Annotated in this window: 19 protein-coding genes; 13 read left to right on the top strand and 6 right to left on the bottom strand. The window is 56.3% G+C overall.

Annotation, left to right across the window (positions count from 1 at the left end):
* Nucleotides 1-102 precede the first annotated feature (102 nt).
* The 3 genes from CQ018_RS08850 (at nt 103) to CQ018_RS08860 (ending at nt 3,255) form a co-directional block, all read left to right on the top strand.
* Nucleotides 103-1,143, top strand: coding sequence for a MerR family transcriptional regulator (locus CQ018_RS08850; protein WP_105549624.1), 1,041 nt, complete (start codon nt 103-105; stop codon nt 1,141-1,143).
* Nucleotides 1,140-2,414 carry an MFS transporter gene (locus CQ018_RS08855; RefSeq protein WP_105549625.1) on the top strand — a complete coding sequence of 425 codons (1,275 nt, stop codon included), beginning with the start codon at nt 1,140-1,142 and terminating at the stop codon, nt 2,412-2,414. Before CQ018_RS08850 ends, CQ018_RS08855 begins: the two co-directional genes overlap by 4 nt.
* A 139-nt stretch (nt 2,415-2,553) precedes the next feature.
* Complete coding sequence (locus tag CQ018_RS08860) at nt 2,554-3,255, top strand: class I SAM-dependent methyltransferase (protein ID WP_105549626.1); 702 nt, start codon at nt 2,554-2,556, stop codon at nt 3,253-3,255.
* 53 nt (nt 3,256-3,308) lie between these two features.
* Here CQ018_RS08860 and CQ018_RS08865 read toward each other — a convergent pair whose 3' ends face one another.
* The gene (locus tag CQ018_RS08865) at nt 3,309-3,620 is read right to left on the bottom strand and encodes a putative quinol monooxygenase (protein ID WP_105549627.1); all 312 of its coding nucleotides are present in this window, start codon (nt 3,618-3,620) and stop codon (nt 3,309-3,311) included.
* A 69-nt stretch (nt 3,621-3,689) separates the two neighbouring features.
* Complete coding sequence (locus tag CQ018_RS08870) at nt 3,690-4,586, bottom strand: LysR family transcriptional regulator (protein WP_105549628.1); 897 nt, start codon at nt 4,584-4,586, stop codon at nt 3,690-3,692.
* An 85-nt stretch (nt 4,587-4,671) separates the two neighbouring features.
* On the opposite strand from CQ018_RS08870, the gene CQ018_RS08875 reads away from it, so the two are divergent.
* The 6 genes from CQ018_RS08875 (at nt 4,672) to CQ018_RS08900 (ending at nt 10,259) form a co-directional block, all read left to right on the top strand.
* Nucleotides 4,672-5,589, top strand: a complete 918-nt coding sequence (locus CQ018_RS08875; RefSeq protein WP_258142473.1) for a DMT family transporter — start codon at nt 4,672-4,674, stop codon at nt 5,587-5,589.
* Between the two features lie 165 nt (nt 5,590-5,754).
* Nucleotides 5,755-7,665: an MFS transporter gene (locus CQ018_RS08880; protein WP_105549827.1), complete on the top strand. Its 1,911-nt coding sequence runs from the start codon at nt 5,755-5,757 to the stop codon at nt 7,663-7,665.
* A 51-nt stretch (nt 7,666-7,716) separates the two neighbouring features.
* A complete protein-coding gene (locus tag CQ018_RS08885) occupies nt 7,717-8,130 on the top strand; it encodes a helix-turn-helix transcriptional regulator (protein WP_105549629.1) in 414 nt (137 codons plus the stop codon).
* 109 nt (nt 8,131-8,239) lie between these two features.
* Nucleotides 8,240-8,644, top strand: a complete 405-nt coding sequence (locus CQ018_RS08890) for a VOC family protein (protein ID WP_105549630.1) — start codon at nt 8,240-8,242, stop codon at nt 8,642-8,644.
* Between the two features lie 420 nt (nt 8,645-9,064).
* Nucleotides 9,065-9,445, top strand: a complete 381-nt coding sequence (locus tag CQ018_RS08895; protein WP_105549631.1) for a VOC family protein — start codon at nt 9,065-9,067, stop codon at nt 9,443-9,445.
* Nucleotides 9,446-9,866: 421 nt separating this feature from the next.
* Nucleotides 9,867-10,259, top strand: coding sequence for a hypothetical protein (locus CQ018_RS08900; RefSeq protein ID WP_105549632.1), 393 nt, complete (start codon nt 9,867-9,869; stop codon nt 10,257-10,259).
* Between the two features lie 617 nt (nt 10,260-10,876).
* Here the strand turns inward: CQ018_RS08900 and CQ018_RS08905 are convergent.
* Complete coding sequence (locus tag CQ018_RS08905; RefSeq protein WP_105549633.1) at nt 10,877-11,995, bottom strand: hypothetical protein; 1,119 nt, start codon at nt 11,993-11,995, stop codon at nt 10,877-10,879.
* Between the two features lie 284 nt (nt 11,996-12,279).
* On the opposite strand from CQ018_RS08905, the gene CQ018_RS20060 reads away from it, so the two are divergent.
* Entirely contained in the window at nt 12,280-12,447 is a 168-nt protein-coding gene (locus CQ018_RS20060; protein ID WP_181149813.1) for a hypothetical protein, read from the top strand.
* 96 nt (nt 12,448-12,543) lie between these two features.
* Here CQ018_RS20060 and CQ018_RS08910 read toward each other — a convergent pair whose 3' ends face one another.
* Both CQ018_RS08910 and CQ018_RS08915 read right to left on the bottom strand, forming a co-directional pair.
* The gene (locus tag CQ018_RS08910; RefSeq protein ID WP_105549634.1) at nt 12,544-13,263 is read right to left on the bottom strand and encodes an AAA family ATPase; all 720 of its coding nucleotides are present in this window, start codon (nt 13,261-13,263) and stop codon (nt 12,544-12,546) included.
* 41 nt (nt 13,264-13,304) lie between these two features.
* Nucleotides 13,305-13,745, bottom strand: a complete 441-nt coding sequence (locus CQ018_RS08915) for a VOC family protein (RefSeq protein ID WP_105549635.1) — start codon at nt 13,743-13,745, stop codon at nt 13,305-13,307.
* A gap of 205 nt (nt 13,746-13,950) precedes the next feature.
* Here CQ018_RS08915 and CQ018_RS08920 point away from each other — a divergent pair, with 205 nt between their 5' ends.
* The 3 genes from CQ018_RS08920 to CQ018_RS08930 all read left to right on the top strand — a co-directional run bounded on the left by CQ018_RS08920 (nt 13,951) and on the right by CQ018_RS08930 (nt 19,541).
* Nucleotides 13,951-14,262 (top strand): hypothetical protein, encoded by a 312-nt coding sequence (locus tag CQ018_RS08920; protein WP_105549636.1) that lies wholly within the window; start codon nt 13,951-13,953, stop codon nt 14,260-14,262.
* 90 nt (nt 14,263-14,352) lie between these two features.
* Nucleotides 14,353-15,708, top strand: a complete 1,356-nt coding sequence (locus CQ018_RS08925; RefSeq protein WP_105549637.1) for an NAD(P)/FAD-dependent oxidoreductase — start codon at nt 14,353-14,355, stop codon at nt 15,706-15,708.
* 263 nt (nt 15,709-15,971) lie between these two features.
* Nucleotides 15,972-19,541: a DNA polymerase III subunit alpha gene (locus CQ018_RS08930; RefSeq protein ID WP_105549638.1), complete on the top strand. Its 3,570-nt coding sequence runs from the start codon at nt 15,972-15,974 to the stop codon at nt 19,539-19,541.
* A 269-nt stretch (nt 19,542-19,810) separates the two neighbouring features.
* On the opposite strand, the gene CQ018_RS08935 is transcribed toward CQ018_RS08930, so the two are convergent.
* Nucleotides 19,811-21,322 (bottom strand): FAD-dependent oxidoreductase, encoded by a 1,512-nt coding sequence (locus tag CQ018_RS08935; RefSeq protein ID WP_105549639.1) that lies wholly within the window; start codon nt 21,320-21,322, stop codon nt 19,811-19,813.
* Nucleotides 21,323-22,096: the final 774 nt, after the last annotated feature.

Raw genomic sequence — 22,096 nt, forward strand, 5'->3', positions numbered from 1 at the left:
TTGAGCATTCCTCAGCACAGGAATTCCGTGCATCTCTGGGACTTTCACCGGGCTGGTTCACCATTTGACCCTCAAGCGGGTTGAGGGCTCATTATTGAGGGTATGGAAAACGAACTCTTCAGTATCGGTGATACCTCACGTCAGAGCGGGTTAAGCGTAAGCGCCCTGCGGTTCTATGATCGTGTGGGTCTGCTGGTGCCGGCGTGGGTAGATCCAGCAACTGCGTATCGCTGGTACTCACAGGAACAAATTCATACTGCCGAGTTGGTCGCTGTCCTGCGCCGTGTGGGCTTGGCACTGCCCGAAATTTCTCTGATTCTGTCGCCCGATCATGACAAAGATGTTTTGCGAGAAGTTCTTGCCGAACACGTGGTTCGCCTTGAACAGGGACTGACTTCGGCCAAGGCAAAGGTTGGCCAAATCGTGGCCCGCTGGGGGACCGATGAGGGCGTAGAGGCCAGCGCAGAGATTAAGGTAAGTTCACAAGAGCTGAGAGCTGCCTTGAGCTCGGTGCGTTTTGCGATGGGGGATGACGAGCAGTTCCCCGCATTGCATGGAATTCTTTTTGAAGCAGCGGAGGGGTTCTTGAACGTGAGTGCAACGGACCGCTTCCGTGCTGCGTTCTACAGCATGGAAGCGGCCACAGGAGTATCCACGCTTCGAAAGGTTCTAGCAAAATCAGCTGTAGAGGAATTGAACGAATTCCTTCAACCTCAAGGTGAAGTAACCCTGACATTCGCCGATGATCTTCACCTCGTTCTTGGCGGAGGGACCTTGACCTGCCGGCTGTTAGATGTCGACTTCCCCGATTTGACGCACCTCACAACGTTCCCTGAGGAAGGTTGCCGGGCCGAGGTGGATCGTGAATGGCTACGCCAGACACTTGGAGAAGACCTTGTGGCCGAACGCTGGCTGATAGAGATTGACGCCGATGGTGAGCTTCTGGTTGGTTCTCAAGACGAAGCACGCAGTGAACAACACCTGCTCCTGCAGGCACAGTATCTTTCGGAAGCTATTGAGGCAGCAGGTAGTGGACAGCTGAGCTTGGAAATAAATGGACAGTTTGCTCCATTAGCCATTCGTCGAACAGATAAGCCTGGAGCCTTTTCGATCCTGATGCCGATCCGCCGAGACAAACCATGAATGTGGTGCCGGGGCCGCAAATTTCGGCACTGCCCATTCCTACACGCTTTTGGGTTTGGCTCGGTGGCTTGAGCCTTGCCTCTCTGGGTACCCAAATTCTTGGTTTTGCGATGGCTTGGGTTGCGGCTGGATACGGCGGGGCGTTTGCCGGATTAGTGCTTGCAGCAATTAACCTCCCACGCACACTGCTGTTACTGCTCGGTGGAGCGGTTGTTGACCGAGTGGGTGCGTGGCGTGTGATGCTTTGCGGTGATGCAGTCATGACACTGGTAACCGGTATTTTTGCCGGCGCCTTGTTAGTGTGGGGTCCTAGCCCGTGGCTACTGCTTCTAGTTGCAATTCTCATGGGCACGGTCGACGCGTTCTATATGCCAGCGTCGGGTTCTATGCCGCGACGACTCGTGCCCGATGAAAAACTTGCCCAAGCCATGTCGGCAAGGCAAATCAGTGTTCAGCTAGCGGCAGTTGTGGGCGGACCGATTGGTGCCTTCGTGGTGGCAAGCGTGGGAATTGCTGCCGCAGCTATCGTCAACTCTTCGGCCTATGCCGTGATGTTCTTGATTCTCTTGCTTATCCGTCCCACAAATGGCGTGCAACAAATCGAGCCGGCTCCGGTTGAAACTAAGAAGGCAAAGTTTGGCCAAGCAGCGTTGGAAGGATTACGCATTTCGCTCACTGACCCCATTTTGCGGCCAGGGCTTTTGATGCTGATTGGGTGCGCCGCGTTCTTGCTGCCGGTACTTTCATTGCTTCTTCCGGTACTGGCCCGCCAGCAAGGTTGGGAAGCGACCCATGTGGGTCTCATCTATGGGGTATCTACGGCATTTACAGCGATCGTTGCCTTGTGGGTTCTGCTCACTGGAGGCTTTACTCAGCCCGGGCTTGCCGGATGCGGCGGTCTTGGTATCGCCGCTGTGGGAATTCTGGGACTGGCGACGCTTCCGGGGCAAGCATTGTTGGTTACTTCCGGCGCGCTGGTTGGCCTCGGTGTGGGTCTCTTCAGCACCCATATTGGCCCGCTTTTGCTTGGTGGAACCCCACTAACGCATCTGGGGCGGGTGCAAGCTGTCGTGGCGATCGCACAGAGCCTGCCATTGTTAGTGAGCAACTTTATGCTGGGGTCCTTGGCACAATTCACCAGCGCCCGGGTTGCGCTAGTTTTTTGCTCGGTCCTGCTTGTTTTGACGGCAATCCTTGCTCTGGGATCAACGCAATTGCGTAGTTCCCGCCGTGTTCGTGAAGCCGAGAAGAAGCAAAAAGTCGCCGCATAACTGCAGGTAGCTACGTCATCGGTGGTCAAGATCTCCGGGTCGTAACGTTTGGCCGGTGGGACCTCTCTTGTAGCTAAACGCTGAGGTCAGCCTGTTATGCTCATGAATTATTCGCTCAGGACTTCGGAGGAAAACATAGATGTTGCAGGACACGAATTACGACACTTTCGCCGAAGCGTACTCGGCAGAAAACGAAACCAGTCTGCTCAATGCCTTCTATGAACGGCCCGCGGTGCTAAAACTGGCCGGAGATGTCAGCAACCATCGAATCCTTGACGCTGGCTGTGGCTCGGGCCCACTAGCTCAGGCGCTCACCGAACGTGGCGCCCGCGTGAGCGGCTTTGATGCCAGTGAAGAGATGATCAATCTTGCAAGGAAACGGCTTGGAGATCAGACGGATTTACGCGTCGCTGATTTGAGCCAGTCGCTACCCTATGCTGATGATTCATTCGACGATGTGGTTGCTTCATTGGTCTTCCACTATTTGGAGGACTGGGTAGGTCCGTTGGAAGAAATCCGTCGCGTCTTGCAGCCTGGTGGCAGGCTCATTATGTCGGTGAATCATCCGATCCTTTACCCATGGTCTAACCCCGGCACCGACTATTTCAAACCCACCCGGTATTCGGACGAGCACGTATTCAACGGCCAACCGGGCACCTTGACGTATTGGCATCGCCCCTTACACGCCATGACTGACGCCTTTAGCAAGGCTGGATTCCAGATTGAAACGATTAGCGAGCCTCCATATTCGAGCGACGCACCGGCGGAGATTGTTCCACCACAGTTCAAAGATCGAACATCTTTTCTGAGTTTCATCTTCTTTGCGTTGCGAGCAGTGTAAGAAACTTTTCGCCGGCCATAAACCGCGGATACAGGTGGTGGAAGAACGAGCAGTTATTTCTCCACGGGGCTCTTACTGTCTGTTCTATAGAGACCCGTGACCGTATAGCTACGTTTGATGGCCGCAGTTGCCCGTCCCCAAGCGCTAGCCGTCGCGCGTGCTTGGTGGAAGCGAAAAGAAGCGGCGTCTTGGAAACGCTCTGCCACATTCCACACCAGCGGATCTTCAGTTAGTACCACCTCAAACGATAGGCACCCTGGCTCGGCACGTGTTAGTTCAATGTGCCGAGCCAGGTGCTTTTCCACGAGGGCAGCTTCGGCGTTGTTGTGACAGATGAGCTGGCCAGCTAATTTGATATTCCGCATATCTTGGATTCTTTCACGGAGCAATCTGGAGACTCTTTGGAGGACGGGAATGCCTGTATGGGACAAGCACTATGCGCCCATTCGATCGAGAACTAAGCGCAAGGCCGGCCATGCGCTACGCCCGGCACGAACTCGTGCGAAGGAACGCAAATGAAGATCCGGGTTGTGCAGTGGAAGGATGGTAATTCCTTCTCGTGGCGGACGATTTTCTGGCAAGAGACCCACACCAAGTCCGGCCAAGATCAAGTCCTCTACCAAATCTAAACTGTCGGATTGGTGACGCATGGCTGGTTGGAAGCCAGCCATGGAGGAAATCAGCCGCAGGACAGTTTCATCGGCGATATTGCGTGAGTTACCAATCCAATTTCGTTCCTTGAATGTAGCAAAGATTCCCGCGGCATCGGGTTGGTCCTTGGCCGTGCGAAGTGATTCGGCATCTTGGCTCGGAACTCCTAAGCCCCAGGGAGTGCTCCACAGCTGGATGCTCTCGATTCCAGGGTTCGGGGGATCGGGTGCCAGATTGTAGTCGTAGGTGAGTGCCAGATCGAGATCATCGACGCCAAGCTGATTCAGCGCTTCGGCGGGTTCGTGTTCAAAGACCACTATGTTTACGGCCGGGTGAAGCGTTGAGAGCTCCTTGATGATTGGCATCAACGTGATTCTGATGGCTGTGGCAAAACCGCCAACTCGAAGTGTGCCCGATGGCTCGGCACTTGGATCAAGGTCTAATTGTGCTGCGTCAACGGCTGCAAGGATCTTCCGGGCATGTTCGGCTAGTCGGCGCCCCGCAGCGGTAAGCCGCACACCCCGCCCAACGGGTTCAAGCAGTTGAGCACCGGTTTCCTTGGAAAGCGCGGCAATCTGTTGGGAGACGGTTGACGTGGTGGTTTCCAGCACATCTGCAACGGCGCGCATGGAACCGAGCTGAGCTAGTTCGTGAAGATATCGCAGGCGACGGGTGTCCATTCACCTATTGTCCATGATTTATGAACGGTATATCGTCAATTCTCGCGTGGACGTGAATGAAGGACATGGTGTCAACTTGAGAATTATGAGCATCGCACCAACATCCACCAAGAACTCCGCCGGCATTGGTTCCCTCATGGCGTTTGCCGCCATGGGTTGCGTACAGCTGGGGCTTGCCGTCTCGGCAACCATGGCCGGCAGCATTGGTCCGGAGGGAGTTGGTTGGTTGCGCCTAGCCTGGGCAGCCGTCATAATTCTTGCGATCGCACGACCCTGGAAACAGCGCTTTAGCAAGGCCACCTTGGGAATCTGTGCGCTTCTTGGTGTGGCGACAGCAGGGATGACCCTTGGGTTTATGATGGCTATTCAAACCCTTCCCTTGGGGACGGCGAGCGCCCTTGAATTCCTTGGCCCGCTGGCGGTGGCAGTATTCCAGGGCCGTGGTGCCGGGCGCTGGTGGGCTGTTGTTGCCTTTGCTGGTGTACTGGGGCTGACCGAGCCCTGGAATGGAACCGCGGATCTAACCGGTGTGCTCTTTGCTTTGGGTGCTGCCGTTTGTTGGGCTGTTTATGTGTTGTTGACGCAGCGTGCCGGGGATGCGGTGGATGGGATCGGTGCCCTGGGCATTTCAATGCCGGTTGCTGCAATCGTTGCAACATTGGTGGTAGGTCCGGCAACCATTGCTCAGATAGATCTGCGAACATTGCTTGTTGGATTTGGATTGGCATTGCTCTTACCGGTGATTCCGTTCAGCTTGGAGATTCTCTCGTTGCAACGTTTGACGACTGCTGCATTTGGCACCTTGATGTGCTTGGAACCGGCAATCGCGATGTTGGTGGGGTTCTTGATTCTGCATCAGGTTCCACGCACGGCCGCCATGATAGGCATTGCGTTGGTGATTGTGGCCGGAATTGGTGCCACCCGGACCGGGGCGCGGAAAACTGATGCACTTGAAGACCACGTGATTGAGCAAGAATCGGTGGGCACTGGCGTAGCTTCATAGCGTTCTTTTGGTGTTTCAATGGCGTTTTCTGTGCAGGAGCTATGCATCGAAAAAGCGCCTCGCGTGGAACCTCCCGCATGGTGCCACACGACTATAATTGGTTGTTAGAAGCAACCATTTAGGCATCTATCCCGGCATGTCCGGGAAGGGAGGCTGATGGCCGTGATGCTGCAAAAGGCACGTGCTATCACCGTACAACGGCAAGCCCATATCGATCAGGCAATCGCCGCACCACACTATAAGTGGATTGTCTTATCGAACACCACCCTCGGTGTCCTGATGGCAAGCATCAATGCCTCAATTCTTCTCATCGCCCTGCCTGATATTTTCCGTGGGGTTGGGATCAACCCACTCGAACCGGGAAACACCAGCCTCTTGTTGTGGCTCATCATGGGGTACATGGTTGTCACAGCGGTGCTGGTGGTCAGCTTCGGGCGTCTCGGGGACATGTTTGGCCGCGTGCGAATGTATAACGCAGGCCTTGCGATATTCACAATTTTCTCCATAGCCCTTGCCCTGACCTGGATGCAGGGAACCGCCGGTGTGTTGTGGATGATCATCATGCGTATCTTCCAAGGCGTGGGCGGTGCCATGCTCATGGCAAACTCCACGGCAATCATCACCGACGTCTTTGCCGTCACACAGCGCGGACTCGCCCTAGGACTGAACCAAGTGGCAGGTATTGCCGGATCATTCTTGGGGCTGATCATAGGCGGGCTGCTGGGCCCCATTGACTGGCGTTTGGTGTTCTTGGTATCGGTACCGGTTGGACTCTTTGGAACCGTTTGGGCCTACCTGAAATTGCACGATACAGGGATACGTCAACCCGCAAAACTGGACTGGCTGGGAAACATCACCTTCGCGATCGGACTGATCGCGGTCCTCGTAGGAATCACCTACGGAATCCAGCCCTACGATAAGCACACCATGGGGTGGAGCAACCCGTGGGTCCTTGGCGCACTGATCGGTGGTTTCTTGATGCTTGTTCTCTTCTGCATTGTTGAAAACCGCGTCACCGACCCCATGTTCCACCTCAAACTTTTTAGAATCAGGGCATTTAGCGCAGGAAACCTAGCCAGTCTACTTTCGGGCATTGGCCGTGGCGGATTGATGTTTGTGTTGATCATCTGGCTTCAAGGTATCTGGTTGCCGCGCCACGGATACGACTTTGTCTCCACCCCGCTGTGGGCAGGTATTTACATGTTGCCGCTTACCGCAGGATTCTTGGTGGCAGGACCACTCTCCGGATGGCTTTCGGATAAACACGGAGCCAGAACACTCGCCACCGGTGGCATGCTGGTTGCGGCGCTGAGCTTCTGGTGGCTATTACTACTTCCCGTTGACTTCGAATATTGGGCCTTTGCCCTAGCACTGCTGACAAACGGCTTGGGCATGGGGCTATTCGCCGCTCCCAACAGGGCAGGAATCATGAACAGCCTGCCGCCAAACCGGCGTGGAGTTGGTGCCGGGATGAGCACTACCTTCCAAAACTCTGCAATGGTGCTCTCCATTGGGGTGTTCTTCTCCCTGATGATCACCGGACTTGCCGCCACCCTGCCGCAGACTCTCAGCGCCGGGCTCACCGCTCACGGAGTGAGTGCCGCGGACGCTTCCCGCGTGGCAGGTCTTCCACCGGTCTCGGTGCTCTTTGCTTCCCTGCTTGGCTACAACCCAGTTCAATCTTTGTTGGGACCCAGTACCCTGCAATCACTTCCGCCGGCAGATGCTTCCTACCTCACGGGCAGGGGATTTTTCCCAACGCTGATTTCCGGCCCATTCGCCCAAGGCCTTAGCGTTGCCTTTGGTTTTGCGATTATTGTCTGTTTGATCGCGGCGCTTGCCTCGGCCCTGCGCGGAGGGAAATACGTATATACCGAGCCTGTTCCCGAAAACGTATTTTTGCGCAGCGAAGCCAGCACGGTTCAAGGCGACCACGATGCTCAAGCAGGTCGCTCAGCAGGCTGCGGGACAATCAATCCAAGTATGAAAACGCGGGAGAACGATTCGCTAGAGCTAACACGGCGCAACGGGGAAGCCCAAGACCCCAAAGTAGTGGGACGCACCGATGTCAAGTAAGCAGAGAACCGAAGACCCACTGCTGGGCCGGGCACTGCTACTGTCGAAACCATGAAACAACACGAGCTCGACGCACTCACCGCACTGCGCCGAGCCAAAGATCTGATCGACAAGGAATTTGCCAAGCCGCTTGATGTGCCAACCATGGCAGCTAAGGCACTCATGTCCCCGGCACATTTCTCACGACAGTTCAAGGCCGCCTACGGTCAAAGCCCCTATGCGTACTTGATGACCAGGCGTATCGAACGATCTATGGCCTTACTACGTGCCGGGGTCAGCGTCACCGATTCATGCATGGAAGTTGGTTGTACCTCGCTGGGATCCTTCAGTACAAGCTTCACCCAGATCACCGGCGAAAACCCCAGTGCCTATCGGTTACGGGAACACCCGGCGGTTGAAGCCATGCCCGCTTGTATTGCCAAGACCGTCACTCGGCCTCAACACACCAAAATGCCAGCTTATTGAGCTTCCGGTAACAGTGCTACCCGCAGCCCGCTTGCAAGGGTGTGCGGTGATGGGAAGTTGAGCAGGATTCAAGAAGCACACCGCAAGCACTGCGGCTTAGTGTTGGGATATGAACATTTCCTTGCAGTACTCACACATCACCGTCAACGACATCGACGCAGCCCTCGTCTTCTACAGCAACGGATTGGGCTTAGAAGTCAAGAGCAACGTCGAATCCGGAGAACATCGCTGGGTTACCCTGGGTACCAGCACCCAACCGGGACTCGAAATCGTACTCTCGGATCCACACGCTGGGCGCTCGCCGGCAGACGGGGACCTGATCCAAGAGTTACTCACCAAGGGCGTGATGCCCATGACCGTCTTTAGCACCGATGACCTGGACGGAGTCTTTGAAAAGGTGCGTGCCACCGGGGCCGAGGTGCTCCAAGAACCGATCGAACAGCCTTGGGGCCCACGCGACTGCGCCTTCCGTGACCCCTCGGGCAACATGATCAGACTTTCACAGCAGGCCTAAGCCAGAAGCCAGCCACAATTCAGTAATAGCTATGTTGGGGGTGCCTTGCCAAAAAGCAAGGCACCCCCAACGCTATGAACCACACCTCTGGTGTGTCGTCTTACCGTATGGGTGGATACGGAACCGTCGGATCGGGCTGTGCCGGGGGATACGGAGTGTTCGGATCCGGCATCGGTCGCATCGGTTCGGGTTCAGGATCCGGTTCATGCGTAGGGTCCGGATGACTTGGCGGCAATCTATCGGGTTCGGCCGGTGGGTATGGACGTTCCGGCGGCTGGGGGATGCTCATAGGATTTGGTCCTTGCACTGGATGGTTTCGCACCCAGTCTATGTCTTGGAATATGTCAACGAAAGGCTCTTTCCCCCGGGTGCGGAAGTAAAATTGAAGGGTTCTACTCCCTCTCGAGAATGGCACCTCCCATGTCTCTCTCAGCTAGCCCACTAACAACCATCATTCCCGTGACCGACGGCGAGCGCTCACGGAAGTTCTACGAAGAATCCCTTGGTCTTCCCTTCCAAGGAGAAGCCGCAAGTGGAAATTTGGTCTTCACCCTCGCCGGATCCGGTTCCCTAGAGCTCCTGAAGGATCCGGCAGCAACGCCCTCTATGCACACCACCGCGAGTTTCGAAGTCAAGGATCTTGCCTCGATGATCAGTGACCTTGCTAAGCAAGGTGTGGTGTTCGAGGACTACGACCTGCCGGGTCTGAAGACCACCGACCATATCGCCGTTCTGGAATCTGAGAAGGCAGCCTGGTTCAAGGATCCAGACGGCAACGTGCTGTGCCTGCATGAGGGCTAAGCGCATTTGCGTTAGGTAACGGTTCCTCCAGCTCCCTAGTAGGGGCGAAGGAACCGTTTTCCCTGTTACGCCCTGGCCATGCTTGCGCACTGAACGCCGGGTAAGTGTCCTTTGAGGGTTCCGGCGAACTCTGTCGAACAGTCCACCGTCCGTTTGCTGCCCATGGCATGCAGCTCGGTCAACTGTGCGCCACGGTACTTGGCGTCTGAGGCGCCGCGACTTGAGTTCCTGACATCGGTTTCGGAAGGTGCTCGGCCATTCGGTAACCCAGCTGGGAGCGTACAGCCAACAGGTAAGGGAATCCGGCCATGCTGTCGTCCGTGGCCCTGACGCACGGCTGTACTCAGAATATGTGAACTTGCCGGTGATTTCGCCTGTGAATCAACCATTGATTGGAATAGGCGATCAGGGAAAATGAGGTGTGAAAACCGATGCAGGGGCCCGGGGAGGTCTACAGGCCTATCAGGATTCCGTCCGTCTGGACGAGGTCTCATTAGTCACGCACCTCCGGGACATCCTTGGAGCCAAGCTCGTGGCCTACATCGGGTCCGTCAAGGAAACCCGTGCTATGCGCCAATGGGCCGACGGTGAAAGGACGCCCTCTGCCGAGGTCATGAAACGCCTGCGCTACACCTACCACGTTGCGGCCCTGCTTGCTGAACATGATGCCAGAAACACCGTCCAAGCTTGGTTTCAAGGTATGAACCCGCAGCTAGACGATGTCCCGCCTGCACGGCTGTTGAGAGAAGGGCTGCTGGACGATGTAGCTCCGAAGGTTTTGGCCGCGGCTCGCGCGTTCACGGCGTTAGGTTAGATCGTGCAGTGCGCTGCAGTGTGAGTGTTTGAGAGCACGGATCTGGATGCCTCGCCTTTACCTCTTGGCACGGAGATGACCTGAAATTGTGGGCAATTTTCGAACGATCGCCGGACACCAAGCTCTCCCCGCTACTTAGGGAGATCCAGGAAGAAAACGAAGTTCACCACGAGATGTGCGGCGTCTTTGATCTACTTGGGCTCAAATGGCAGCTTGATTGAGGCACATAACCATTCCTAAACCCGGTTTGCTGTAGAAATCTCATACATGATTGCTTCCTCGCAGATCACCACCCCCAGCCGAAAGGGCGATCAGACAACCGTGCTCGGTGCTCGCCACCGAAAATCTGTCCGAGATTTCTGGAAGGGTAGCAGTGCCAGAATTCGGCGAGCTTCCCGGCAAAGCGTTGACCATTGGCGGTACACGGCCTAGGTGACCACGGAGTCGGCAGTTAAGGAAGGATCGTCTGTAGATCGCTGCTGCAGGTGCCCAACTCATCGAGTTGAGTCACTAGATCCATAACGTAGGGGAGAAGACACGGGTTTCCCACTTGTTCGGCACCGTCGCATCCGACGCTGCCGAACAAACGGGAAACAAGCTTCCATAATCCTTTGGCGCTAGATCATCTCCGCATACGGACCACTGTGCACCGCAACATAAATTTGGTTTCGCAACTCATTGGCCTGGCTTGAGGTCAGCGTGCTTTCAAGCGGACGAATCGTCAGGCGAATCAACGCATTATCCTGATCCAACCCAAGCCCTAACCGTTCCCTGGCACTGGGTGGAAGATCCGCATACGAGATACGTGACAGAAGCTGGACGGACTCGAGAAGATCAGCATCTTCGCCCAGCGCGCCACGCACCACATCGCCCAGGGTTTCTTCATCCTCGGACGCGTTGATCACCACCGAAATATCGCGGCGCGCCGCAGGCAACAAGGAAACCGGCTTCCACGGTTCAAGATCCAACATCTGCTGGGCACTGCGCTCGCCGGTGGCCCGCAAATAACGAATATCCGGGATGGACTTACGTAGCATCAGTGCCCTGTCCATTCCCATGCCTAAGGCAAGACCCGAATACTGCCGTGGATCTAATCCGGCCAGTTCAAGAACCCTTGGGTGGATGAGCCCGCATTCGGCAAGTTCTAACCATTGACCATCGTGTAATACATCGATTTGTTGTCCGTGGATCGTGTACGGGTGCACTGCCGGGGTGGTCTTGTAACGTGCCCCGGGCAATACCGCCTCAACCAGACAAGCAATCATTTCCGCTAGATCCTGGGGTGTTGAATCCGGTGTGGAGCGAAGTCGCCAAAGGTCTACTTGGTGGGGCTCTCCCACGTGGGTACTGTCGACCACGTCGCGGCGGTAAACCAAACCGGGGATCACGAGCAGTTCATCAACTTCGGCGCGTCCCGTATAGCTTTTGAGTGCCGCGGGGATTTCTGCCGAGGTGTGGCTGCGCAGCATGGTGGTGGGACTTGCATAGCGGGTGTACCGGCGAGCGCGGGTCACGTCAGTGGATTCATAACGCAGGTGATCGTAGTTATCGCTTACCGAGACGATTGGTGGGTTGCGCAGGATCCGTGCGGTACAGTTCCAGGTTTGTTGCAGTGCCTGGGTGACGCTGTGCAGGAGTTCTTGCATTGCATGTGGGCCGTGGGCCGGATTGCTGAGATCTCGAATGCTTAAAGCTTCGTGAAGTTCATCGGCGTTGAGATAGCTGTGGGTAGTCATGGTGTCTCCGGGTAGGTCAGTGTCGTTGAATGGGGGATACCCCCGGCCGACAGCAGTGGAGACAGCGAATGCTAGGTGCGCATGAATCTGTACCCACGACTGGCAATCAGCCGGGGGTAGATAAATCGGGAATCGATGCGCATGGGATCACCGTAGCAAAGATTCTGGGGTTTGCGCCACAGGTGGACGGTGTGGGAAACGGCATAGTTGTACCGGGGGCACGGTGCATTAGCTGGTTCCACTAGCCCTGCCGAAATGTGATGAAAAGGTCTAGCGTTGGCACTATGAGTGAAGAGAAGAAGGATCAGCCCGAACACCCGCATCACCACCTGACACACAATACCGATGAACGCGCAGTCAGCGATGTTCAAAGCTCAAAGTGGGGCAGTGAGGGTGGCGCGGTGCCACCGGACTACGACCCTGATCTTGAGGGGGACGAAGAAGAAGACTGACTAACTTCCGCTGTTCTTAATCGATAGGAGGTAGCTAGTGTGCTGGACTCTGCCTAAAATCCGTCCGACTAGCGGCCTACGCTAGAAACAGCACCTTTAGAGATGCCGAAGGTAGCGTTCTGGAACGTTCATGAATGAACGCCAATGGGACACTAGATCTAGATCTTCCCACTCAGTGTCCCGCAAGCCCCAGGGCCCCACCTCGTAAATGGTGGCACCGGGTAGCGCAGCCAGCAGCGGCGAGTGTGTGGAGAGAATTACTTGAGAGTCCCCGGTAGCCATGAGGTCTTTGAGGATTCCGACAAGTGCTAGGCAGCCGGAGAAGGAGAGCGCTGATTCCGGCTCGTCAAGGACCCACAGACCGCCTTCTTTGAAACGATCAATGATCAGTTCAAGGAACGATTCGCCATGGCTCATATCGTGAAAGATTGGTTCGGGGCCCCGCCCGGGGTTTTGCTCAAGATAGGTGTAGAGTCCGTGCATGGTTTCGGCGCGCAAGAAGTATCCGCGCCGGCTTGCACCAGAATTTCGAAGGATCTGGAGGTTTTCATCAAGTCCTGATTCGGTCACCCGGGTGCTGTGTTGCGCACCGGTTGACCCGCCCTCGGGGGATAAGCCGTAACTGACGGCAATTGCCTCGACCAGCGTTGATTTTCCGGAACCATTTTCGCCCACTAAAACCGTTGCGGTTCCCGGCTCCAATCCTTCATCTAGCAGTTGCCGAACCGGGGCCATGGTATTTGGCCATTGGTCTCGAACTGCCGGATTCATGGTCCGTTCGGCAATGCGGCGGATGGGAAGGCTTGAGATGTGCATGGCTGGGACAAAGTTTCCCTTCTGTGGTGAGTGTCTTGAGGTTAGACGCCGGTAATAAGGCCGGTGTCATCGATGGTGAAGCTTGGGTTATGCACGAAATCCCAGCGGAACCCATCCGGGTCTGCAACACAAGCACTGGTGCCACCCCATTCCCTGGTGGTTGGCGCGCCAATGGAGGTTGCTCCTGCGGCCATGGCTCGGGCGTAGAGCGCTTCTACTTGTGCAACGCTTTCGGTGTTGTGCCCCAAAGAAAGCGGGGGTGCCTGTGGCCCATGCCCAATATCTCCGTATTCGCTGGGCATCGAGGTGATGTTCCATAGTGAGAGCATGAGTCCGTGGCCCGCTTGGAGAAAGAGAATCTCTCCTTGGGCGTAGTAGATTTCACGGAACCCCAGTCCGGTGACGTAGAAATCGTAAGAATGTTCGATATCTGCCACGCCAAGGGTTAAAGCTGTGATCATTGGTGAGTTTGTGCTGCTCATGATTATGAGTCTATGCCCTAGAAGTCGTCAAAAATAGCCTCACCACACCCAAGTGTCGTAGATATGTTCTAATCTCACTTGTATAGAACGTACGTTCTAGTAAAATGGTTGAGTACGCCACCGGGCCTCACGTGCACCATCTTTCCGAAACTTATTTCGGGCGGAATCGGTTGCGAAAGGACGCTGGGCGAGTGAGAGGTGATGTGTGGGAATTTTTACTCAGTCGATCGAAGTTGACTGCACACCTGCGGGGGTTCCGCTACGCATGCGGTGGCAGGGGCGAGAGTACAGGTTGGCGGCTGAGCCCGTGCGTTGGTTCCAGCGCCGTAACTGGTGGAACGAGGAGCTGCGTGCGGAGCGCGGTCGCGGACCGGGGCTTGTTGACTACGAGGTCTGGCAATTGCAGGTAAAACTCGCCGGCGTTGGACCCCTGCGCACCTTCGAGGTTTCTCGTCAGGTCGAGACCGGGAGGTGGCGCATGATTCGAATCTATGACGCCTATCAGGAAAGTGCTTGAGCCCAACCTCTGGTCGAACGGGTAAGGAAATGCAACGCTAAACGCAGAGCCCAAGAACCTGCGGCTCACAAAGGTTTAGGAGTCGATGAGATGCAAGAGATCTTTGATGCGGCAATCATTGGTCTGGGACCCGGCGGCGAAGTGGTTGCCGACAGACTGCTGAGCGCAGGCAAAAAAGTAGTGATGTTTGAATCCGAGCTCATTGGCGGGGAATGTGCCTATTGGGCATGCATCCCCTCAAAAACCGTCTTGCGTGGCCCCGAGCTACGCACCGAAGCTGCCCGAGCCGCGGGGGTTGGAGCCATAACGCTGGATTGGGATAAGGCGCGCGAATATCGCGACTACATGGCCCGTCACCTCGATGACAGCGCCCAGTTCAAGGGATATGAGGATCGCGGGGCAACCATCGTTCGCGCCAACGCAAGCATTGCCGGCCCCGGAACGGTGAGTGCGAGCGGTATCCGATACCTTAGTCACCACATTATTGTCGCCACGGGTACAGTGCCGCTGATTCCAGAATTCCCCGGCAGTGACCAAATCACCCTCTGGGGTAACCGTGAGGTCTATACCCTCAAAGCATTGCCGGCATCCGTGGCAATCATTGGCGGTAGCGCCGTGGCGCTGGAGACCGCGAGCTTCCTTAGCGGATTTGGCGTCCAAGTCACGCTGCTCAACAGAAGCGCAAGACTGCTGGGGCGTGAAGAGCCCGAAGCTGCTGCGCTCGCCGAAGGCTACTTGTGTGAAGCCGGCATAGATGTGCGCACCAATACCTCGATTATCAGTGCGCGGCGTAGCGGGGAAGTAAATGTCCTCAAACTGCATGATGGAAGCGAGCTAAGCGTTGACGCGACCATTTTCGCTACCGGACGCCGCCCACGCACCGACTCTATGGGTATCGCACGGGCCGGAGGGTTGCTGGATGACAAGGGCAACATGCAGGTCGATGAGCATTGCTGGGCGGCCGACGGGCTGTGGGGCATCGGGGACGTCACGGGAATCATGCCCTTCACCCATGTAGCCAAATACCAGGCACGCGTCGTGGCCGATTGCATCCTGGGCAAAGAGCGGAAAGCCAACTATGGAGGAATCCCCAGAGTAGTCTTCAGCAATCCAGAAATCGCGGCCGTTGGGCTAACCCGTGAACAAGCGGACACGCTCAACATTGAGAGCGAATACCTCACCGTCAACATTCCCGAAGCCATTGCCCGCCCCGGGACCTATGAAGAAAATCCGAGAGGAGATCTGGGCATACTCATCGACGTCCAACGTCAGGTCATGATCGGAGCCTGGGCCATGGCACCACAGGCCGCCGAATGGATCCACTATGCGGCTCTTGCCATTAGGGGCCAAATCCCGTTGGCCACGCTACGCGATCAGGTGGCGCAATTCCCCAGTTACACCGAGGCCTACCTCGTGGCACTCGAGCGGCTCGAAAATGCACGATAAATAATCGTGACTCAACTCATGGGAACCGTATAACCCCTGACCAGAGACCCAAATCCTTGTACGGAATGCAAATGATTCGAAAACATCTTCTAAACCAAGTTGATTCGAACGCGCATTCTAATATGATGGGTTTAGCCCCGCCGGCACACGGACGAACCGCTTCGAAAAACGCCAACACGGTACTCACTTCGAACCGAAGCCCCCACAAAATGCCACCACGCGGGGAGTGGAAGGCACACCATCACCAAGGGGGATAAACGCTCATGAGCTTTACCCACCTGAACGTCACCTCCGCCTTCAGCGCACACTACGGAGTCTCCTGGCCCGAAATCCTCGTCCAAGCAGCGCTCGCCGACGGAGCCGACGCACTAGCCATCACCGACCGCGACGGACTCTACGGAAGTATCAAACACCTCAAGGCCTGCATCAAACATGGAATAGATCCAATCCTAGGGGTGGACCTAGCCGTCCTCGAACCTGCCACCGAACAGCCAAACCCGCACACTCACCCCGCACCCCTACACGTGAGCGGACGGATCACCATACTCGCCAAGGGACATAGTCAGGGGAATGGTTATAAAGCGCTATGCAAACTCATCACAGCGGCACACCAACCACAAACCCTTACAGGAGTCGCCAAGGGGCACGTAGGCATCATGCTCAACGAACTCAAAACACATGCCCTAGATGCAAATGGTGAACCCCAGCTGGCCATCCTGCTTGGACCCAACTCCAACGTGGGCCAAGCAACCGCTCACCGCAACTACACCCACGCACGAAACCTCCTTCACGCTTGGCGTGCCCAGCTAGGAGCGGAAACGCTGTATGTAGAGATCGTCACCCACCTCAACACCCCAGGCCAACGCCTGAGCACCTCACACGCAATCCGTATGCTCCGCTGTGCCCAAACACTAAACATCACCCCCGTCCTCACCAACGCCGTACGCTACGCAGACCCAGACGGAGCCGCCACCGCAGACGTCCTAGACTCCGCACGCGCACTCAGCTCCCTCGAAACCCTCCATGACATCCAACCCAACGGACAAGGCTGGCTCAAAACCACAACGGAGATGCACAACCTCGCCCAAGAACTCTCCAGGGACGCAACCAACCCAGCCCTTGCCACCACACTGCTACGTAATACCGCAGCGCTCGCCGACTGGGCACGCCTAGACCCCATCCAAGACACCGGATGGTCAATACCCGTAGTCCCCGAAGCCCACATCATCGGCATCACCGGAGATCCCAACACAGAACTCGCCAACCGCGCAGAAGCAGGCATCACCCGACTACTACCCGATCAAGCCAACGACCCGGTATTACGCCACCGCCTAGGGGAAGAGCTAGCTACCATCACAGACCTCGGCTTCGCCACTTACTTCCTCACGGTCGCAGAAGTCAGTGACATGATCACAAAAATGGGAATACGCTCCGCGGCCCGCGGCTCCGGCGCCTCATCCTTGGTCAACTACCTCACCGGTATCAGCCAAGTAAACCCCCTAGCCCACGACCTACTCTTCGAACGCTTCCTCTCCCGCGACCGCAAAACCCTCCCCGACATAGACATCGACGTCGAATCAGCCAGACGCCACGACATCTACCAACACATCTTCACCCGCTTCGGAAAAGAACGCGTCAGCCTCATGAGCATGCAAAACGGCTACCGCGCCCGCGGAGCAGTACGCGACGCAGGCACCGCCCTCGGCATGGAAGAGACAGACATCGATTCAATCGCCAAACAACTCTGGCGCTTCTCCGCCGCCACCTTCCGCCAAGCCCTAGAAGAAAAACCAGAACTCGCACCCTTCGCCCAACGCCTCGGCACAGAAAAACAACTAGACCTACTCGTAGACCTCACCGAACGCCTCGATCGACTCCCACGCCACATCTCCATGCACCCCTGCGGCGTCATCCTCTCTGACAACACACTCCTAGACCGCACCCCCGTCCAGCCCAGCGGCATCAACCTCCCCATGAGCCAATACGACAAACACGACATGGACCCCATGGGACTGATCAAACTCGACATCCTCGGGGTACGCATGCAATCGGCCATCAGCCACACACTTTCCGAAATCCAACGCATCCACCCCAACGCCCAAGCCGTTGCCACGGCAGGCGGACACCTAAACAAACACTCAGGACAGATCCCCAGCTACATTTCACCCAACGGAACCATCGACCTAAGCCTCGTCCCACTAGACGACGAACCAACCTACAACCTCATCCAATCCACCCACACCCTGGGCTGCTTCCAAATCGAATCACCCGGACAACGCGAACTCATCGGCAAACTCGCCCCCACCGAATTCAACGACCTCATCATCGACATCTCCCTCTTCCGCCCCGGACCCATGAAATCCAACATGGTCGCCCCCTACCTAGAACACCGCCACGGATTCGCACCCGAAAAATACCCTCACCGCAACCTCGCACCAGCGCTCGCCGAGACCCACGGAGTCACGGTCTTTCACGAACAGGTGCTACGGATCTTCAGCATTATGACCGGCTGCACGCTGGCCAAGGCCGATGTGTATCGCCGCCTGCTGGGAAGTAGGTCCGAACCCGAGGTTGAAGCATTCTTTAGAGCCGCGGCACATGATCGTCAGTACAGTCTCGAAGTCATTGACGAGGTCTGGGGGACTCTTGCCGCGTTTGGGTCCTTTGGTTTCTGTAAGGCCCACGGGGCAGCCTTTGCCGTGCCCACCTACCATTCGGCCTGGCTGAAGGCACACCACCCGGAGGCGTTCTTGGCCGGGATCTGGGAACACGATCCGGGCATGTATCCCAAGCGTTTACTTGTAGCCGAGGCAAGACGCATGGGAATTGCGATCCTGCCGCTGGATATCAACCGCTCGGATGCCAGCTACCGGGTTGAGAAGCTTGATGGGTTACTTCCTCCTGCTCGGATGCCGGTGGTACCGCGGGCAGTGGGTGCGGCATTGCCCGGACGCTTCGGGATTCGGCTTGCCCTGCGCGGGATCCGCGGGGTTTCGGAACGAGAAATCACCAGGGTGTTGGCGGGGCAACCCTACGCATCGATTGCCGATGTGCGTGATCGATCCGGGCTGAGCCGAACCTCGCTGAATAACTTTGCGGCACTCGGTGCTTTTGACTCGCTACAGGCCAAGGCCGGGCGCGGCAATCGGGCGGATTTGATGGAGCACCTACGTGGACGAACACGCAAGCCGATTCCACAACGCTATCGGCCACTGCCCGGACAATTGGCCTTGCCGCTGGGGGACCTGGATATTTCGATGATGCAGGTGGGTGCGCCGCAAACTCCGTTGGATGAGGTGGTGCGCACCGAGCTTGATTTGCTCAGCGTGGATGTCAGCGCACACCTGATGCAATCCTATGCGCCGCTCTTGGCAACGCTTGGGGTGTCGCATGCCGAAGATCTACTGGCAATGCGCAATGGAACCGAGGTTCTGGTGGCCGGGGTGCGGGTTGCCACGCAAACTCCGCCCATGCGTGGTGGGCGTCGAGTGGTTTTCATTTCCGTTGATGACGGCACAGGGTGCGTGGATGCCACGTTCTTCCACGAGGCCCAGCAGCGCTGCAGCCCGTTGCTTTTCTCCACCCGGTTATTGCTGATCCACGGGCTGACCCGGCGCACCGGGCCGCGGGGGATTAGCCTGCAAGCGTTGGCGGCCTGGGACCTATCGGAAAAATCAGTACTTCCTGCCCCCGGTTATCTCAGTGACCCGACAAGGACTCGCAATATTGAATTTGGCGCTTCATCCACCGCGCCCAAGATAGAAACGGGTATGTCGCTGGCCGAACTCATGGCAGCCGAAGATCTTGATGCCCGCGGGCATCTGGGAGCCTGAGCAGGTCAAGCACTTGTGCAAGGCCTTTTAGCTGTACTGGAGAAATATCACGCTGAAGAATACGCACTGGGGTTGGCAAGCGTGAAAGAACGGAGCGAGCTATCGGCCATGACCGGTCGTTTGCGACATTTCACAGTAAGCCACAGATGTTTAGGGTTATAGATCGAACCCGGTTAGCTAAAAATTCCTGGCAGGGGGGAAAATATTGGTTTCAGGTTCGGTGGTCATATCGGTAGGCGTGACCACCGAACCTGAATCGCAGGCCAGATCTAGTTGCTATTGCGTTGTACTGCTACGGATACCAGCACGTCATTGTTCTCCCGCGCTGCGCTAATGCCTGCACGACGGCCGAAGAAGCTGCCATCACCTAGGCTCGTTCCACTGGCGTAGCCTCCGGCACATACGCCCGAAGTGCAACGTCCCGCGGCAAATAGGCCTGGAATGGGCTTGCCAGAAACATGTAACACTCGGGAGTCGGTATCCGTCCTCAACCCGCCAAGGGTGAAGCCACCGGTACGGCCACGCAGGTCAATGGCCGCGATGGGAGTTCCTAACGGCTTGACCCACCGAGGATTCTTGCCCAGTAGCGGGTCCGAGCCTTCGGCGGCGTAGCGATTATACAAATCGACGGTGGATTGTAAAGTTCCGGCCGGAAGCCCAATTTCAGATTCCAAATCTTCGACTGTCTCTCCAACCCATGTCGGTTGCAATAGTAATTCCGGGGTCGAAGATTCACTCTTGGATGCTTCTTCGAATGCTGCTTCATCGATGATCAGGAAAGCCTGATTATCTTGATGAAATAACGTAGCCTGACCGATTCGTCCGGCGTAGGTGTCCTCGGTAATGTAGCGTTGCCCGCGAGCATTAATGAGAACTCCACGCACCAATAATTGTGGATCGCAGAAGAATGCGACCTCGGTTGCATCCATGTGAGCGGTTTCCGCACCTAGTGACTGAGCCATTTGAATGGCTTTGCCGTCGTGTGCCTCAATCGATGCTGCTGGGCGTCCTAGGATTCGAGGAGCATTCGCACGCACCATCTCTTCGTTGTAGGCGAAGCTACCCATGGCTAGAACCACGCCCCTACGTGCCTTAACGTACACGTCCTTGCCATATCGCTTGGATGCGACGCCCACGACCCGGCCTTCGGCATCAATGATGAGGCTTTGAACGCGGATATCGTATTCTGCGTGGACGCCCAACTTTTCGGCGGTCTCGACCAAGGGCTTCATGAGCATATAGCCCCCACCTTGCTCGCCGGTTTTCTTTTCCGACATCTGAGGCACATGACCTCGCGGTGCAGGAGGAATTGAAGAGCTAAACGGTGCCGCGTTTTCGCCACCAGAGTACATTAGCCCGTCGTCATATGGGGGCTCCCAGCCGGGCTGATCCCAATAGGATTCTTTGAAAGTAACACCAGCGTCGACAAGCCAGTTGTAATGATCCACGCTTTCATCGCAGTAGACCTCGATCTTCTGTTCGTCGGTTCCGGGACCGAGCGCCGCTTTCATAAAGGCCTTCATGTTTTCCGTGGTGTCGTGGAAACCCAGAGCTTTTTGTAACGGTGTGCCACCACCGAGGTAAATGAACCCGCCGGACATCGACGCGGCTCCTCCCGATCCAGCCGAACGCTCGAGCACTAGCACCTCAGCGCCTGCCCGCGCAGCTTCAATCGCGGCGCTCACTCCGGCGATCCCGTAGCCGGCCACCACGACGTCGACTTCAAAATCCCAGGCGTCGATGTCTTTGGCTGAGATTTGTGTAATTTTTGCGTCGGACATGCAAGATCTCCCTCTCGTAGATGAACGACAAATGACTAGGACACTAGTGGTACGCCCTGGGCATCATGGGGACCGATCCCATTCAGTGGTACGACGTTCTCGAATCAAAATTTGTCTCGTGGAGTTGTTTCTTTCAGATACGTTAAAGTGAAGTATCTTCTACCCAATCGGTTGACTTAAGGGTGCAAATCTCAGCCGTCACTCACGAAGAATGTTGCATGTTTGAAATGGATCAGTGGAGGTAGCTATGAACATGTTGTGGGTGCACTATTTGACGATTGAGCTGGAGAACGGAATTTCGAGGCTCATGTCTTGGCTCCGCAGATGCTTATTCGGAGGCCGCGGTGCAAGGGCCCACGAGGCGTAACGGTCAATCCATATGATGACCAGTGGCAGAGCCTGGGCGAAGTATCCTCGCGTGGCAGTTCGCCTCGAACACAGATGAAGCGTGAAGATCAAAAAATCATCTCTGTTGCACCCGGCCCAGGCAGCCATCCAAACCGTGCGAGCACCAAAGCCACTGCCAAAGATGGAAGCATTGGACGTTCGGCCAGGTAAGAAACAGGACTTTAGCCCATGAGTGCATCTAACCTGGATACGAATTTTCTGAGCTCTGGCTCAGGCGCGCAAGGTACTGAGGAACCGGAATCTGTTGCTGGCCCCAGACGCACCATGGTGTGCAAGTGCGTCAACGTAGTAAACGCAGGTATCCAAGTCCACTTCAGCGGATGTGGTGTGACGTGCAAATATCCATAGGTGGTGCTCCCCGCTGGT

The sequence above is a fragment of the Arthrobacter sp. MYb227 genome (assembly GCF_002975435.1).
Lineage (GTDB): Bacteria > Actinomycetota > Actinomycetes > Actinomycetales > Micrococcaceae > Paeniglutamicibacter.

Bases quoted from the DNA above. Each gene is read 5' to 3' on its own strand.
- CQ018_RS20060 (WP_181149813.1), top strand. From the start codon at position 12,280: ATGAGTGAAGAGAAGAAGGATCAGCCCGAACACCCGCATCACCACCTG.
- CQ018_RS08865 (WP_105549627.1), bottom strand. From the start codon at position 3,620: ATGCGGAATATCAAATTAGCTGGCCAGCTCATCTGTCACAACAACGCC.
- CQ018_RS08875 (WP_258142473.1), top strand. From the start codon at position 4,672: ATGAGCATCGCACCAACATCCACCAAGAACTCCGCCGGCATTGGTTCC.
- CQ018_RS08885 (WP_105549629.1), top strand. From the start codon at position 7,717: ATGAAACAACACGAGCTCGACGCACTCACCGCACTGCGCCGAGCCAAA.
- CQ018_RS08935 (WP_105549639.1), bottom strand. From the start codon at position 21,322: ATGTCCGACGCAAAAATTACACAAATCTCAGCCAAAGACATCGACGCC.
- CQ018_RS08880 (WP_105549827.1), top strand. From the start codon at position 5,755: ATGCTGCAAAAGGCACGTGCTATCACCGTACAACGGCAAGCCCATATC.
- CQ018_RS08915 (WP_105549635.1), bottom strand. From the start codon at position 13,745: ATGAGCAGCACAAACTCACCAATGATCACAGCTTTAACCCTTGGCGTG.
- CQ018_RS08925 (WP_105549637.1), top strand. From the start codon at position 14,353: ATGCAAGAGATCTTTGATGCGGCAATCATTGGTCTGGGACCCGGCGGC.
- CQ018_RS08860 (WP_105549626.1), top strand. From the start codon at position 2,554: ATGTTGCAGGACACGAATTACGACACTTTCGCCGAAGCGTACTCGGCA.
- CQ018_RS08910 (WP_105549634.1), bottom strand. From the start codon at position 13,263: ATGCACATCTCAAGCCTTCCCATCCGCCGCATTGCCGAACGGACCATG.
- CQ018_RS08895 (WP_105549631.1), top strand. From the start codon at position 9,065: ATGTCTCTCTCAGCTAGCCCACTAACAACCATCATTCCCGTGACCGAC.
- CQ018_RS08905 (WP_105549633.1), bottom strand. From the start codon at position 11,995: ATGACTACCCACAGCTATCTCAACGCCGATGAACTTCACGAAGCTTTA.
- CQ018_RS08870 (WP_105549628.1), bottom strand. From the start codon at position 4,586: ATGGACACCCGTCGCCTGCGATATCTTCACGAACTAGCTCAGCTCGGT.
- CQ018_RS08930 (WP_105549638.1), top strand. From the start codon at position 15,972: ATGAGCTTTACCCACCTGAACGTCACCTCCGCCTTCAGCGCACACTAC.
- CQ018_RS08890 (WP_105549630.1), top strand. From the start codon at position 8,240: ATGAACATTTCCTTGCAGTACTCACACATCACCGTCAACGACATCGAC.
- CQ018_RS08855 (WP_105549625.1), top strand. From the start codon at position 1,140: ATGAATGTGGTGCCGGGGCCGCAAATTTCGGCACTGCCCATTCCTACA.
- CQ018_RS08850 (WP_105549624.1), top strand. From the start codon at position 103: ATGGAAAACGAACTCTTCAGTATCGGTGATACCTCACGTCAGAGCGGG.